The sequence below is a fragment of the Myxococcus llanfairpwllgwyngyllgogerychwyrndrobwllllantysiliogogogochensis genome (genome assembly GCF_006636215.1).
Lineage (GTDB): Bacteria > Myxococcota > Myxococcia > Myxococcales > Myxococcaceae > Myxococcus > Myxococcus llanfairpwllgwyngyllgogerychwyrndrobwllllantysiliogogogochensis.
In genome coordinates this window covers 35,688-50,721 of record NZ_VIFM01000056.1, presented here as the reverse complement: position 1 = coordinate 50,721, position 15,034 = coordinate 35,688, and the positions used below count along the sequence as shown (strand labels likewise).

The 15,034-nt window shown below is 69.2% G+C and carries 12 protein-coding genes; 5 read left to right on the top strand and 7 right to left on the bottom strand.

The annotated features are described in order from the left end of the window. The first annotated feature begins 296 nt into the window (after positions 1–296). Entirely contained in the window at positions 297–2,333 is a 2,037-nt protein-coding gene (locus FJV41_RS16505) for an ATP-binding protein (RefSeq protein WP_246137240.1), read from the top strand. 71 nt (positions 2,334–2,404) lie between these two features. Here the strand turns inward: FJV41_RS16505 and FJV41_RS16500 are convergent, their stop codons facing one another. Both FJV41_RS16500 and FJV41_RS16495 read right to left on the bottom strand, forming a co-directional pair. Continuing rightward, complete coding sequence (locus FJV41_RS16500) at positions 2,405–3,559, bottom strand: hypothetical protein (protein WP_141643449.1); 1,155 nt, start codon at positions 3,557–3,559, stop codon at positions 2,405–2,407. Between the two features lie 133 nt (positions 3,560–3,692). Next, positions 3,693–5,669, bottom strand: a complete 1,977-nt coding sequence (locus tag FJV41_RS16495; protein ID WP_141643448.1) for a HEAT repeat domain-containing protein — start codon at positions 5,667–5,669, stop codon at positions 3,693–3,695. A gap of 119 nt (positions 5,670–5,788) precedes the next feature. Between FJV41_RS16495 and FJV41_RS16490 the strand changes: the two genes are divergently transcribed. The 4 genes from FJV41_RS16490 (at position 5,789) to FJV41_RS16475 (ending at position 8,663) form a co-directional block, all read left to right on the top strand. After that, positions 5,789–6,247, top strand: a complete 459-nt coding sequence (locus tag FJV41_RS16490; RefSeq protein WP_141643447.1) for a hypothetical protein — start codon at positions 5,789–5,791, stop codon at positions 6,245–6,247. A gap of 8 nt (positions 6,248–6,255) precedes the next feature. Beyond that, positions 6,256–7,416, top strand: coding sequence for an FG-GAP repeat domain-containing protein (locus tag FJV41_RS16485; protein ID WP_174476328.1), 1,161 nt, complete (start codon positions 6,256–6,258; stop codon positions 7,414–7,416). Positions 7,417–7,485: 69 nt separating this feature from the next. After that, entirely contained in the window at positions 7,486–7,917 is a 432-nt protein-coding gene (locus tag FJV41_RS16480) for a hypothetical protein (RefSeq protein ID WP_141643445.1), read from the top strand. Further along, entirely contained in the window at positions 7,914–8,663 is a 750-nt protein-coding gene (locus FJV41_RS16475) for a hypothetical protein (RefSeq protein ID WP_141643444.1), read from the top strand. Before FJV41_RS16480 ends, FJV41_RS16475 begins: the two co-directional genes overlap by 4 nt. Before the next feature lie 65 nt (positions 8,664–8,728). On the opposite strand, the gene FJV41_RS16470 is transcribed toward FJV41_RS16475, so the two are convergent. The 5 genes from FJV41_RS16470 to FJV41_RS16450 all read right to left on the bottom strand — a co-directional run bounded on the left by FJV41_RS16470 (position 8,729) and on the right by FJV41_RS16450 (position 14,875). Further along, a complete protein-coding gene (locus FJV41_RS16470; protein ID WP_141643443.1) occupies positions 8,729–9,565 on the bottom strand; it encodes a Hint domain-containing protein in 837 nt (278 codons plus the stop codon). Between the two features lie 44 nt (positions 9,566–9,609). Further along, on the bottom strand, positions 9,610–11,181 hold the full coding sequence (locus FJV41_RS16465; RefSeq protein WP_246137239.1) for a M4 family metallopeptidase: 1,572 nt from the start codon (positions 11,179–11,181) through the stop codon (positions 9,610–9,612). A gap of 165 nt (positions 11,182–11,346) precedes the next feature. After that, positions 11,347–12,159: a hypothetical protein gene (locus FJV41_RS16460; protein WP_141643442.1), complete on the bottom strand. Its 813-nt coding sequence runs from the start codon at positions 12,157–12,159 to the stop codon at positions 11,347–11,349. 46 nt (positions 12,160–12,205) lie between these two features. Next, on the bottom strand, positions 12,206–13,951 hold the full coding sequence (locus FJV41_RS16455; RefSeq protein ID WP_174487916.1) for a M1 family aminopeptidase: 1,746 nt from the start codon (positions 13,949–13,951) through the stop codon (positions 12,206–12,208). Positions 13,952–14,038: 87 nt separating this feature from the next. Continuing rightward, positions 14,039–14,875, bottom strand: coding sequence for a Hint domain-containing protein (locus FJV41_RS16450; protein ID WP_141643440.1), 837 nt, complete (start codon positions 14,873–14,875; stop codon positions 14,039–14,041). Positions 14,876–15,034: the final 159 nt, after the last annotated feature.

Genomic DNA, 15,034 nt, shown 5'->3' with positions numbered 1-15,034 from the left:
GGTGGGAACCGGGCGACCAGGAGTGAACCTTCTCCGCCTTCATTGACTTCCCGACATTCGCCGGCTCTATGCTGGAGAAGACGTCGCCACCGGGAGGGGCACAGGGTGTTGGACAGGCTTCTGGCAGCCATGTGCGCTGCCTGGACGCTGGACCCCCGCCGAGGGCGCAGGAGGCCGAAGTGGCAGACGAGCGGCGGGACGTGGGGCGTGTCGAGGCCCCGGTACCGGTTCCCGAGGCGAGCGCGGGTGGCCATTCCTCCCGAGCACCCTCGTCATCCCCAGACAGCGGGGCCGCGATGGCGCGGCGTCTCCAGGTGCTGGAGGGGCTGCTCAGCGAGGTGGTGTTCCAGCTCGACGCCCACGGCCGCGTCGCCTACCTGGGCCCCGGCTGGGAGAAGCTGACCGGGACGCTCGGCGCGGTGTTCCAGGGACACCCGCTGCTGGAGGCCGTACACCCCCCGGACCGCGAGGCGGCGAGGACCCTGCTGGAGGCCGTGGCCACGCAGCGACTCCCGGACGCGCGCCAGGAGCTGCGCCTGTCCGTGGGCGATGAGGCGCGGTGGGTGGTGCTGGCCGCCCGGAGCGTGCCGGGCCTGCCTGGCGAGGTGGTGGGCACGCTGCTGGACATCGACTCCCGCCGTCGGGCCGAGGAGGCCGTCGCCACGCGCGAGCGCTACCTGGAGACGATGGTGGAGGTGCAGCGGCGGATGATGCCGCACCAGCTCCCCGTGGACCTGTACGCCTCCGTGGTGGAGCCGCTGGGCCGCGTGTCCGCCGCCAGCCGCGTCTACGTCTTCGAGATGCACCGCAGCGCGGAAGGCGCGCCGCTCGCCTCGCAGCGCGCGGAGTGGTGCGAGCCGGGGATTCCTCCCAACCTGGAGGACCCGAACATGCACGGCCTGCCGCTCCTGGAGGCGCTGCTGCCCGAGCAGGCCTCCGCGCTGATTCGCGGCGAGCCGGTGCAGGGCCTTCCCTGGAGCTTCACGCCCGTGCTGAAGCCGATGCTGGAGGCGCAGGGTGTGCGCTCGGTGCTGCTCCTGCCGCTGCACGTGCATGGGCAGCTCTTCGGCGTCATCGGCTTCGACAACTGTCGCGAGGCGCGGCCCTGGGGGCCCATCGAGGTCAACCTCCTGTCGGGCGCGGCGGGCACGCTGTCGCTCGCGCTGGAGCAGCGCACGGACAAGGCGCTGCGCGTGCGCACGGAGACGACGCTGCGGCGCACCGAGGCCGGCGTCCACCTGCTCATCGAGGCCTTCCCGGACCCCGTCATGGTGCACGTGGGGGACGGCGTGCTGCTGTCGGTGAACCCGGCGCTGGTGCAGTACCTGGGTTACCGGGACGCGTCGGAGCTGGTGGGCCGGCACGTATTGGAGCTGGTGCGCGAGGAGGACCGGAGCGCGGCGCAGCTCTACCTGGGCCAGGCGCTGGAGGGAAAACGGGCGGCGCGCGCGGTGGAGGTGCCGCTGGTGCGCCGCGACGGCGAGACGGTGGTGGCGGACCTGGTGACGCTGGCCGTCGTCTTCGACGGGGCTCCCGCGTGGGTGACGATGGCGCGCGACTTCACGGAGCGAAAGCGCTCCCAGGCGCAGCTCATCCTCGCCGACCGCATGGCCTCCATGGGCCTGCTCGCCGCCGGCATCGCGCACGAGCTGAACAACCCGCTGGCCTACGTGCTCTCCAACCTGGACTTCCTGCACGCCACGGTGGGCCCGCGCGCGCGTCCGCTGACGCCCGATGACCTGGTGGAGTGCCGCCAGGTGCTGGACGACGCACGCGAGGGCGCCGAGCGGATGCGGCAGATTGTCCGCCAGCTGCGCGTCTTCTCCCGCGTGGAGGACAACCGCGAGGAGCCGGTGGACGTGCACCGGGTGCTCGACTCGGTGGCGCAGATGGCGGCCAGCGAGGTGCGTCCCCGGGCGCGGCTGGTGAAGAGCTACGGCGTGGTGCCTCCGGTGCGTGGCAACGAGGGCAAGCTGTTCCAGGTGTTCCTCAACCTGGTCATCAACGCCGCGCACGCGATTGAAGAAGGCCAGTCGGAGACGAACGAGATTCGCATCACCACGCGGCCGGAAGACGGCGAGCGCGTCCTGGTGGAGGTGCGCGACACAGGGGGCGGCATCCCTCCGGAGCACCTGCGCCGCATCTTCGACCCGTTCTTCACCACCAAGTCCGCGGGCCTGGGCACGGGCCTGGGCCTGTCCATCTGCGACACCATCGTCACCGCGCTGGGCGGCCACATCTCCGTGGAGTCGTCCGTGGGCGTGGGCACCACCTTCCGCGTGGCCCTGCACGCCTCGTCCCCGCTGGACACCGTCGCCCGTCACGGCCTGTGAGCCCGGGCGGCGACTGACTCCACCTCGCGCGCGTGACTGGCCCGCGAGGTGGAGCGTCTTCTTTCAGCGCGTCAGCTACAGATGCCCAGGGGCTGTGAGCCCTCGATTCCCAGCAGCGTCCGTTTGTGGGTGATGCCGGCCCACTGGGCAATCGTCACCCACCAGGTCTTCTTGAAGAAGAGGATGCGGACGCGGGCGAAGGCCTTCAGGGTTCCCGAGAGCGTGTTCAGGTCCAGGTCCGTCTTCAGCTTCCAGTCGAGCGTGCAGACGGGCCAGAACACCTCGCCCGAGGCGGGCAGGGTGGCGTTGATGAGCGCCAGGCTGCCCTCCACGCCGAAGGCGACGATGATGACGTCCACCGACGCGGACGCGGCGACGTTGGACCAGCCGCCCGGTATCGCCGACAGCCGCGCCACCGTGGGACCGATGAGCCCCTGGACCGCCAGCTTCACGCCGCCGGAGAGCGACGCCTTCACGGTGATGGGCACCGGCCCCACCATGAACGTCTTGGAGGCGGAGAAGAACGTCCGGCTCCAGTTGATGGGAGGCGGGGAGTACGTGGCGTAGAGGCTGGTGGACCAGACCTCCTGGCCCAGCACGTAGAGCGCCGCCGTGCCGCTGTTGTCGCCGCCGTTCTGCCCCACTACCTGGGCGCGCCCGCGCACCACGTCGTGCTCCGAGGAGAACACGGCGGCGAAGAGCCTGCCGTCCGCCACCGCGACCACTTTCTTGTCCGCGTTGATGGTCGCCGTCTCGGCCGTGAGCAGCGCGTTGAGGTGGTAGCCCGCGCCGAAGAGGCTGTTGCCGAACTTCTCCGTGCGCACATAGGACTTGTTGAACGTCTGCGACGGGTTGGTCCACGGCATGATTTCCGTCGGCGGAGGGACCTGGTGCTGGAACGCCTCCGGGATGACCGCCTGCTGGACGTCGATGTTGTGCGTGAAATCCGACGCGTCGTACTGGAGCTGGCCTCCCGTCCGGTTCGTCTCGTCCTGGAGGATGGCGTACTCCTGGGTCGTCGTGTAGCTGGCACCCGGGACGAATGGCGCGACCTGCGACTCCCACGCCACCTTGTTGTTGAGCGTGTAGCCCGGGGCGTAGACGGCGAAGGGATACTTCGAGGGCTGGACGACGTAGGGGTTCGGGTCGACGTAGCTCTGCGCTGCGCCGAGTCCTGGAACCACGGCCAGCATCATCGCGACGAAGCGCGACAGTGCCCTGTTCATGTGGGCCTCCGGGGGGGATGGGTGGAAGGCCGATTATTTACTCCGAGTGAAGTCGTTGGATGTGATTGATTCGTGAAAACACGGTGCGAGCCGGGTCGGTATGTCTGACTTTCCACGGTCCGCCGCGTCAACTTCAGGGCGCTGACTGAGAGGGAACAGGCGTGGTGGGGGTTTCCACGTACGTGGTGGCCATGCGACGGATGTCGGGATTGCGCTCATGCTGGCTTGCCCAGCGCAGCAGGGCCAGGGCGCCAGGTGTGTTGCCCCGGTGCTGGCCCAGAAGCTGGATGATATCGGAGCGCACGCCGTCGGACACGTCCTCGCGCAGCGCCTGTCCCAGCACGGGCAGCAGCAGGGGCTCCAGGGGACGGAAGCCGCAGGCGAAGACCGCGCCCCGGCGCACCTCCGAGACAGGGTCGTTCACCAGACGCTCCAGCAGCAGGCGGTCCGCCTCCGGGCCGGGAATCCCGCGCAGAGCCACCATGGCCGCCTCGCGGACCTTCACGGAGTCGGAGCGCAGCGCGTCCGCGATGGACTCGAGCGCGCCCGGAGCCCGCGTGTTGCCCAGCGAGCGCAGCAGCAGGGCCCGCTGCTCCGCGTCCCTCGCGGCGCGGTAGTCGTTCTTCAACTCCTGCACCAGCGCCTCGGAGCCGCGCGCGTCGGTGTCGTTCAGCTGGAGCGCGGAGTTGCCCAGGGCCAGCGTCGCCGTGCCCCGCAGCCTCGGGTCCTCGCTCCGCGACAACTGGCGCAGTGTGTCCACGCCTTCGCGGATGGGGTTGTCCGCCATGCCCAGCGCGGAGACCGCGTCCATGCGCACGTCCGTCGTCAGCGCGCTGTCGACGGTGGCCGACGCCAGGGCGCGCAGGGACTCAGGCGTGCTCGCCGCGGAGAGCGCGCCCAGCATGGCGCTCGCGGCCAATGGGGACAGGTCCTTCGAGCGCAGCAGCGCGGGGATTCGCGCGGCCTCCTCGGGGTGGAGCAGCAGCAGGGCGCGCAGTTGCTCCAGGGCCCGCGTCCGCGCGTCGTCGCGGGCCTTCTCGTCGGTGGGCAGCGCGAGCAGGTCCGCGAGGATGTCCTCGAAGCGACGCGAGCCGAGCACCTGTCGATGATGGGCGAGCGGGTCAGTCGCCTGCCCCTGGAAGGTGGCCAGCGCGGCGGTGTTCAAGAAGCCCGCGCGCGCGGCGAAGGCGTCGCGCAGCGAGGGCTCCTGTCGACGCTCCAGCAGGCGCAACGTCAGCTCCGTCGCGTTCGTCACCGTGGGCAGGCCCTCGCCCGGCTCCACCGTGAGCTGCTCGCGCGTCTGGAGGCTCTGGAGCCACGCGCCCTCGCCCAGCTCGAACGTGGAGCCGCCGCTGACGCTCATGCGCAGCTCCGTGCCTGGCGGCTGGAGTCCTTGTGGCGTGGCCACGGAGATATAGGCCCGCTTGCGCTTGTCGAAGTGGGTCGTCCCCTGGCGCTGGTACTCCGCGACGTACTGGCCGGAGGTGTCCTGCTCTTCTGTTCGCCACGTCGTCCCGGGGACGCCGTTCACCACGAACTGGGAGGACGCCAACACCGAGCGCAGCAGCCCGCGCGCCAGCTCGTCCACGCCCTGCTCGAAATGCGTCAGCGACACCGCGCCCGTCCTGTCCAGCGTCGCGAAGAAGGGCAGCGACAGCGCCGCCACCATCGCCTGCCGCGTCTCGGGCGACAGCGCCCCTTGTCCCTCCACCTCCAGCCCGAAGCTCGCCGGTCGCAGGTGGAGGCGGACGAGGACGGTGTCTCCCTCGGCGGAGACGATGCCCACGTCCCACTCACCCTGGAGGGCGAAGCGCATGCCCTGCGCCGTGGCTGTGGCGGGGTCCTTCTGTTGGCCAAAGGACACTGTCAGCCCCAGGCTCAACGCGTGACGGTGGAGCGTGCCCGGCACCCAGGCGCGTCTTCCGGCCTCGTCGCGCGCGTCCGGGATGGCCTCGGCGGGTGGTGGGCTCGTGGAAGCCCGCACCATCGGCGCCGCGTTTCCCACCGGGGCGGAAGATGCTTCCCCCGCTTGCTTCCACCACACGGCGCCCAGCCCCAACAGGAGCAGGAACGCCGCCAACCCGACAACGTGCAGCCGCTTGCGGCGCATGGAGTCTCCCGAGGACGCTTCCTTGACAGGGGTGTGTGTCCCAAACCACGCTTGTCATTGAATGACTGGGAACGCCAGCGTTCCGAGAATATAGCGAAACCCCTTATCGTGGGGCTGACATGCTGAATCGACTCCGCTTTCGTCATCTCATACCCGGAGTGTGCGAGGCTCGACGTGCTTCGCATCCGGGGCCGTGGCGCTGGCTGGTGGGGTTCTCGCTGGCGTTGCTCGCGGCCTGTGGCGCTCGGGAAGACCTCCCACCGCCTGGCGCGCTCGGCACGCAAGGCCAGTCCGTCCGCACGTGCCCTGTCGCCCAGGTCTCCTCGCTGTCCGACTCCTGCATGGGCTCCTGCCATCTGGGGTGCGGGGACGGCTTCTGTCAGGCGGGCGCGGAGACGGAGGCCACCTGTCCGGGCGACTGCTGGTGCGGTGACGGAATCTGCACCGCGGAGACGGTGAACACCTGCCCCGTGGACTGTGGGTGTCCCGGTGGGCTCACCGCGGCCTGTCCATCGTCGGACCCCTCATGTTCCCGCGCCCTTGGGGACCCCTTCGCGGTTCCCATCCTCCAGCCCTAGGACGCACCATGTTCCGCTTCCACCACCTCCTGCTGGGCTGCTGCGCGGGGCTGGCGTGTACGTCCTCCACCATCTCCCCGCGAGTCCTCTCGGACGCCCAATGGCTCGGCTTCCCGGAGGCCCGCGTGACGCTGTCGGCGGGAGGCTCCAAGGCGAGAGGGCTGCACGTCGCGGACGTGGACGGCGACGGCGTGAAGGACCTGGTCCTCGTGGCCTCGCAGGAGGAGCAGGTCTGCATCCACCAGGGTGTAGGGAGGGGAGGCTTCGCGGCGCCCCGGTGCCTCGCGGCGGGGACCACGCCCATGGACGTGGCCGTCAGCGACGTGAATGGTGACGGCCGCCAGGACCTGCTCATCGTCGGCCACTTCTCCAACGCCCTCACGGTGCGCCTGGGTGCGGCGGATGGCGCGTTCCTGGCGGGAATCCCCTACTCGCTGGGCAATCACTCGCAGCAGGTGCGGGTGGCGGACCTGGATGGGGACGGGCACCTCGACGCGATAACGAAGAACGCGGGCTCGGCGGGCTTCTGGAACATCACCTCCCTCAAGGGCCGGGGAGACGGCTCCTTCGGTGAGGCCGTGCCGCATTCCGTCACCGGACTGCCTCGGGATTTGGTGGTCGCGGACGTGAACGACGACGCGCTGCCCGACGTCCTGGTGCTCAACACCAACAGCTTCACCGTGGACATCCTGCTCGCCAGGAAGGACGAGAAGCTGACCGCCGTCCCTCCGCTCAAGCTCAGCGGGTCCGCAGACGACGAGCCCTTCCGGCTCGCTCCCGTGGAGGTGAATGGCGACGGCAAGCTGGACCTCGTCATCACCCATGGCCTGTCGGACAGCGGCTACCTCTCCCTGCACCTGGGCGACGGCAAGGGCGGCTTCACCTCCACCCAATCCATCCTCGCCAACGAGCCAGGAGAGGTGGTGGTCGCGGACTTCAACCAGGACGGGCGCAGCGACATCGCCCACGCCGGGATGTCCGGAGGCGTCTACCTGCTGCTCGGAGCGGCGGACGGCCAACTGGGGGCTCCGATGCGCGTGGCGTCCAGTGTGACGCCCACGTCCCTGGTCGCCGAGGACCTGGACGCGGATGGCTTCCCCGACCTGGCGTGGACGACGCCGGATTCCGTGGAGGTCCTCCTGGGCTCCACGACTCGTGGTGAGCCCTAGCCGCGCTCGGCTCGGCAGCGACGTCGGTTTTTCGCGGCACCTTGAGATGCACCCCTCGTGGAGGTTGGCATGAAGCAGCTCTGGCTCGTCGTTGGTCTGGTCTTCGTCGGCTTCGCGAGCCCCTCCTGGGCGCAGCTCAGTGGCCGGTGCGGTGGGGATGACAACCTCACGCCGCAGCAAGTCCCGGGGCGCAACGCGTGGGCGCGCAAGTGCGGCTACATCTCCGCCGCGAAGGAGGCCATCCTCAACGCGGACAGCGAGTACCAGGTCTTCGCCAACGGCTGTTTCCAGTACCCGTGCTCCACGAACAGCTGTCAGTTCTTCGTGCCCGTCTCCGCCAGCGCGCCCTGTGTGGCGGGGCTCGTCATGCTCGGCTCGTGCGTGGCGGCGAGCACCGTGTCGCTCCCGAGGGGCTCCGTGCTGGCGTACCTGGACGACTCAGAGCCCGCGTGGCCCATGTGGCTCCAGCACGCCCCGCGTCACTCGGCGGGCCCTACATGAGCGCGGCGGCCCCTGGCCGCTTCGTCCAGCGTCTCGCGGTGGTCGTGGCCTGCCTGACGTGGGTGGCCTGCAATCCCGTGGACCCCACGGGTTCGAGTGAAGCGCTCGGTGAGTCCTCCCAGGCACTCCCCAACTGCCAGTGCCCGCTGCAGTACCTCCGGCCGGGCGAGGTGGTGGATCCGCTGCAGCCCCAGTGCCCCTATTACGAGTGCGAGAACTCCTGCGGCGACGGGTACTGCGGCCCGCTCGAGGACTCGTGGAGCTGCTCCTGGGACTGCGGCGCGCCCACCGTGTGCGGAAACGGAACGTGTGACTTCGGCGAGAGCGAGGGGACGTGTCCCTCCGATTGCTACTGCGGAGACGGCTGGTGCAATGGCGAGTCGGTGTACTCGTGCACCGTCGACTGCGGCTGCCCCAATCCCTGCGGCAACGGGACGTGCGGCGCGGGCGAGTCCACCGCCAACTGTCCCGGGGATTGCGGCTCGGCGTGTGGAGACGGCGCCTGCAATGGGACGGAGGACGTGTTCAGTTGCGCCGCGGACTGTGGCTACTGCGGGGACAATTTCTGCACGGGCTCGGAGACGTGGAGCAGCTGTCTGAATGACTGCGGCTTCTGTGGGGATGGCCTCTGCACCGGCATCGAGAACCGCTTCCTCTGCGCCCAGGACTGCGGCTTCTCGGCCCCGTGCTTCCTGCCTGTCGAGCAGTGCCCCCTTCAGCCGCTCACCCCCGACGCGCCCCGCTGAGGGGAGGCTGGGACTCCGGCGATTCACACAGCCGGAGTCCCCACCCGAGGGGTCAACGCGCGGGCCTACAGGCCGCTGACGTCCACGTCGTCACGCAGGGACAGGCGGTAGTCGTCCTGGGCCCACTCGTTCTGGAAGCGCACGGAGCCGGTGAGGAAGCCCTCCGCGTTCATCACGTTCTCGAGCTTCACCTGGCTCTCCGGCCGGACGTTCCAGACCTGGCCCTTGAAGTTGAAGACGGTGACGCGGCTCAGGTGCAGCTTCACGCCGTCGGCGCCCAGCAGCGTGTCGCCGGCCTGCAGCGTGCGGGCCTTCACCATCGTCCCGTCCTCCAGGACCATCGGGTGCTCCGCCGTCACTTCCAGGCGGCGACCCTCCTGGGTCTCCAGGGTGAAGATGTCCTCCTGCGTGTCGCCCGCGACGAAGCTGCGGATGGTCTGCTCGCCATAACGCAGGAAGCCCGCCTCCGAGTCAGGGCTCAGGGCCGTCACGGTGGTGAGCCCGGACGCGTACGCCTCCGGCACCGGCAGCATCCGCCCACCGAAGGCGACTTTCTGGCTGGGCGTGGTGCAGCCGGCGACGCAGGTGCCCAGCTTGTTCAGGCCGGTGATGCACTCCGCGGACTCGACGGCGGGGACGAAGAACGTACAGGACGAGCCCGCGGGCACGGCCGGGTACGCGAAGCAACCGTTGGTGAAGACCTGGTACTCGTTCTCCGTGTTCAGGTACGCCTCGCGCGTGGCGGTGATGAGGCCGCACCTGCGGGCCCAGGCGTTGCGGCCCCGCGCGAGGTCAATCGTGGTGAGCTGGTCATCCTGGAAGCAGCGCGTGGACAGCTGCGCCAGGGCGGTGCTCGAAAGACAGACAGAGAAGACTGCGACGGCGATGAAGACATTCTTCATGGGTTCTCCTTGAGGTGATGGGAATGGACTGCGCTTGGAGTCGCCTACGGCACGCCCGCCGCGCCCCAGGCGTCGCGCACCGCGTTCACGACGGAGGCGTCGTAGCGGTCCTGGGCGGCCTGGACGGTGTAGGCCTTGGCCTGGGACATCGTCGTGGTGGACGTGTAGTAGTTCGTCGCGGCGAAGTAGAAGGTCTGCGCCGCGCGGTTCATGCCCACGCCCGCCACGTTGATGGGGGTCTTGCCGCGCGGGTGCGTGCCGCCCGTCACGAGCAGCTTGAAGACCAGGTTCTGGATGCCCGAGTTCCAGTGCACACCGCCGTTGTCCGCGGTGCCCGTGTAGCGCTCGGGGTAGTAGTCCTTGGACGAGCCGTCCCGCGTGGGGTTGTCCATGTAGCGGAGCGCATCCCCGCCGATGTTCGGCGTCCAGATGTCCTCGCCAATCTTCCAGACGTCCGCGTCGATGGCGCCGCCGCGAGCCCAGCTCTCGCAGATGGCGGCGGCGATGTCCGACAGGCTCTCGTTGAGCGCGCCGGACTCGTTGCGGTACACGAGCCCCGACTCGTACTGCGTCACGGCGTGGGTGATTTCGTGGGACACCACGTCCAAATCCAGGCCGAGCTGACCGGAGTTCACCCCGTCGCCATCGCCGAACACGATTTGAATGCCGTCCCAGTACGCATTCACGTACGAGGCGCCGTAGTGCACGGTGCTGGTGATGGTGGCGCCCCGGTCATCGAACGAGTCGCGACCGAAAATCGTCTCGTAGCAGGCGTACGTCGTGCCGACGTGGTCGTAGTTCACGTCGACATGGTTGTCGCCCGTGGCCGCGCCGAGCTCGATGCGGCGCAGGGTGCCGGGCGTGGTCCACTGGTTGTTGGCCGAGTGGATTCGACGATTCTGGGCGGAGTGGATGAGCGGCTGCACGTCGAGCACCCGGCCCGACGCCGCGTCCACGTAGACGCGGTCCCTGGCGGGCGCATCCTCGCGAGTGCCCGCGCGCGTCACCTCCCAGGCGGAGGCCAGCGAGCCCTCGGCGCTCAGGAAGTAGACGAAGCGGGGCTCGCCCTCGACGACGAGCGTGTCGAGCCCCTCCAGCGCCGCGCGCTTCACGTCGTCGATGGGGAACCGCGCGAGCGTCGCGGGCTCACCAGCGCCTCGGGCCGAGCCATTGGCCGCGTACACCAGGCCCGCCGTGTTGACGTGCAGCACCAGCTCGCCCCCCACGACGCGGATGCCCTGGCGCGTCTGGTCATAGCGGATGTGCGTGAAGCCCAGGTCATCCACGCGGCTGGAGCGCACCGTCAGCTCCTCCGCGCGCAGCCCGAACACCGGGGCGATGGCGCGCAGCGCGGGCGCGAGCGCGTCACCGGCCTTGAGCGCCGCGAGCGCGGTGTCCGCCGTGCCCAACCGTCCCCGGATGAAGCTGGGGGTGCCGTCCTTCCCCACGTCGACCACTTCCACGCGGCCCAGCGCGGCGAGGGCGTCCTGCCGAGTCTGCCGAGCTTGCCGGGTGCTGTCCCGCGCCTCGGCCGGGTCCGCCGGGACGTCGCCGCACGCGACGCCCACGACGGCACAGCACGCTCCAATCAATCCCTGTTTCCAAGTCCGAGTCACGACGCGCTCCTGTCTTCTGGTGGGTGTTGCTTCACGGCTCCAGCGCGGGCGCGACCACCCGGCTCCGGATGGGTGGGCGAGCCCTCCTCGCTGGCACTTCGGGACACACGAGGCCCCCTCCGCCCTCGGCGGACAGGGTGCTCCTGGGCCCATCACGGCCGCGGATTAGAGGTGTGCTGTCATCCGCTGGACTTCGTCGGGGCTGGCCCCCGACTCCGCCAGTCCGGCGACGAGCGCCTCGCGCAGCAGGTTCTTGAGCCGGGGGTTCTCCAGCTTCGAGTACGTGTCGACGGCCAGCTGCCGGTCCACCTGCGCGAGCCGGAACAGCAGGTCGTACTTCTCTCCGACGAGCCCCTTCTTCACCGAGTCCGGCAGCGCGCTGTCGATGGGCGTCAGCGCCAGCGACGTCATCGCCTCGCGGGCGGTGGGCTCCTGCGGCGCCAGCTCGAAGAGCAGGTCAATCATCGCCATGCGCTCCAGCACCGGCTCGGGCTTGGTCTCCAGGAACTGGGCGCCGGCCGGCAGCTGCTGGAGCGCCGTGGGGTCCGCCAGCTCGTTCCTCAAGCCGATGATGCGCGCGCCGCCTTCCCGCGTGAGCTCCTCGACGAAGACCTCCTTGCGGAAGAACGCGTTGAAGCGTCCGGCCCGGTACTCCCTCGCGGACACCCGCGCGGCCTCTCGCTGCTCCTTCGCCACCCGGGCCTCGTCGGTGGCTGGCGCGGCCTCGGATGGCGTGGGAGCGGGAGCGCCCGGGCGTCGCGGGAGCGCCGCGGTGGGCTGTGGAGAACTCGTGGGCTTGTGCGCCTGGGACGCCGTGTCGGCGGGAGGCGGCGGGGTGGAGGGCGTGTCGGCGCCCTTCAGGGTGACGAGTCCGTAGAGCCCCGTGCCTCCGAGGACGAGCAACGCGAGCCCGGGTCCCATCATCCGCCAGCGTCTGGGAGGCTTTGGCTTGGCGCTCTCGGGGGGATGTCCGTTCATGGGGCCTGCGCTCCTTGTCGATGACGACGCGATTCGATGAGAGGGGTTAGAACAGCCAGCGCGGCGGAGGCGGCTCGTCGGAGACTCCGAGGAACCTGCGGTTGACCACCCGGTTCTCCGGGTCCACCGTCACCTGCAGCACGGGCTCGGGGAAGGGCACCGTCACGTGGAGGGTGTCCGACTCGGGCTCCAGGCCGTAGTCGAGCGTGACGAGCTTGGATTGCGTGGCGCCTTCGAGCAGCACGTCCACCGCGACGGGGTAGTGCGTTCCGGAGACCGAGCGTTGGAGGGCGGTGAGGGTGACGTCGCCGTCGTCCTCCTCGGTGCTCACCTCGAAGTAGGGCCAGTCCGGGTCACCCGCGCCGTGGACCCAGGCGTCGAAGTACGGGCCCAGGTTCTTGCCTGATGCCTGCTCCAGCGCGGCGCGCAGGTCGTCGACGCTCCGGTCCCCGGGCTGGGACAGGAAGCCCTTGATGCCCCGGAGGACGGCGTCCTGGCCGAGCAGCGGCTCCAGTTGGAGGAAGAGAATCATGGGCCCGGTGCCGTAGACGTCCGACGCGAGCGAGAGGAAGACGGGCGGCGGGTCATCCTGCGGCTGCGGGTAGTACGCCGCGGTGCGCGCCAGCCGGTCCCAGTACGCGCGCGTCTGCTCCGCCTCGCCCGAGGGGCGCGCGCGCAGCTCGTACAGGTACGTGAGGTATTCGGCGATGGCTTCCTTCCACACGAAGTCGAAGGGCCGCGACAGCGTGGTGCGATTGCCCGCCCACTGGTGCACGACCTCGTGCATCAGCGTGTGCATCGTCATGTTCGCGTAGTCGCGCCGCAGGTCCGGCAGGTCCTCGCGGAGGATGAGGTTGGCGGGGTGCTCCACGCCCAGCCACTCCGTGGGCGCGCCCGCGACGCGCAACTCCGTGCCGTAGGGCAGCGGCCCCAGCTCACCGATAATCCAGTGCAGGTACGCCTTCACGTCGTTGGCGTTGAGCGAGGCCGCCAGCTTCCCGCCGGGCACCTCGTAGAACACCAGCTTGAACTTGTTGGACACCTCCGTGAACGTGCTGGGGACCCAGGCGGGGTTGGAGGCCACGGCGAAGGACGAGTACGTGGGCGCCTTGGTGAGCCCGGTCAGCGTGCACTTCGTCGTGGTGTTGTCCGGACGGGTGCGCTGGCCCGGGCACACCACGCGCTCGTTCTGCGCGTGCTTGATGGTGAAGACATACTGCGCGAGCTGGTCCGTGCGGTCGTCACAGGGGCCGAACCTGTCGCAGCCCTCCACCCAGTTGAGCAGGTAGGAGAACGTGTTGCCCGCCTTGTCCGTGCGGCGGGAGAAGCCGACCTGCGTGAAGTCATACGTCTGGAGGGGCACGGTGAAGCGCGCCTCCAGCTTCACCTGGCCCGCGAAGAGTCCCGGCCCACACACGCGGATGCCGTCCTCGACGGACTCGGACCGCAGCGGGGGGTTCCCATTCCAGTGGACCTCGGTGAGGCCCTGGGGGGCCTTCACCACGAAGCAGTCGCCGCCCGGGGGGTAGACGTCCATCAACAGCGTGGACTTCGCCGCGCCCGTCTGCGTCGCGAATTCGTATTCGTAGCGCGTCACCTGGGCGGTGAAGTCGCCCGAGGGCGCCATCGGCGTGAAGGAGTGCGCCCGGGTGTCGAGCGGCGCCTCCTGCTCGGAGGCGTCCTCCGTCGGGCCGCACCCGGTCCCCGTGAGCACCAGGGGACTCCAGGTCAGCGCCACCACCGCGAGACCGCGTGCCACCTTCTTCGCAAACCATCCTGGGATGCTTCGCATGGCGTCCTTGTCGTGAAGTGACGAGCGCGGTGGGACGCGAGAGCCCATGCCCCCTGCGGGCTCTCGCGTCGGTTCAAGCAGGCTGCTTTAGAGGCCGTCGACGCTGGCCTCGTCACGCAGCGACAGGCGGTAGTGGTCGTCCGCCCACTCGTTCTGGAAGCGCACCGAGCCCGTCAACAGGCCCTCCACGTCGAGCACGTTCTCAATCTTCTCGTGGCTGACCGGCTGCACGTTCCAGGTCTTCCCCTCGTACCGGAACACGGTGACGTCGCGCAGCTCCACCTTCTCGCCCGTGGTGCCGAGCAGCAGGTCGCCCTTCTGCAGCGTCTTGGCCTTCACCATCTCACCGGAGGCGGTGACCATGGGGTGCTCGGAGGTGACTTCGACGCGGCGGCCGTCCACCGTCTCGAGCGCGAACACGTCCTCCACGGTGTCTCCGGCCACGAAGGCGCGGATGGTCTGCTCTCCCGTCGTCGGAGCGACGAGCGACGCGTCCTGGGTGAGCGCCGTCACCGTGCGCACGCCCGCGGCGTAGGCGTCCGAGATGGGCCAGTACTCACCGCCGAAGGAGACCTTCTCCTTCGCCGTGTAGCAGCCCGTCACGCAGGTGCCGAGCTTGACCAGGTTGGGGATGCAGGGCGCGGCGGTGTCGGCGGGAATGTAGAAGGTGCAGGTGGCGGTGGGCCCCGTCGCGGTGAAGGAGAAACAGCCGCCGGAGAACACCTGGTACTCGCCTTCGGAGTTCAGGAAGTCGCGCTTCGCCGCGGTGATGTAGCCGCAGTTGTAGGCCCAGTTGTTGCGCCCCTGCGACAGCGTGTAGGTGGTGAGTTGATCATCCGTGAAGCAACGCGTGGACAACTGCGCCGACGCCGTCGTGGAAAGCACCGCGCACGCAAGGACAACCAGATACGACAGTCGCTTCATGGCTTGCTCCGGAAGGCTGATGGGAGTGCTTTGTTTTGCGAGGAAACTGGATATACCCGGGTTCACTCTGGGTAAAGCGTAAATCGACATCTAGTGGGAATCCCTGACTGAAATGTTGGGTGCAATTGATTTGCTGTGAACACGGGTAATCCAGACCGT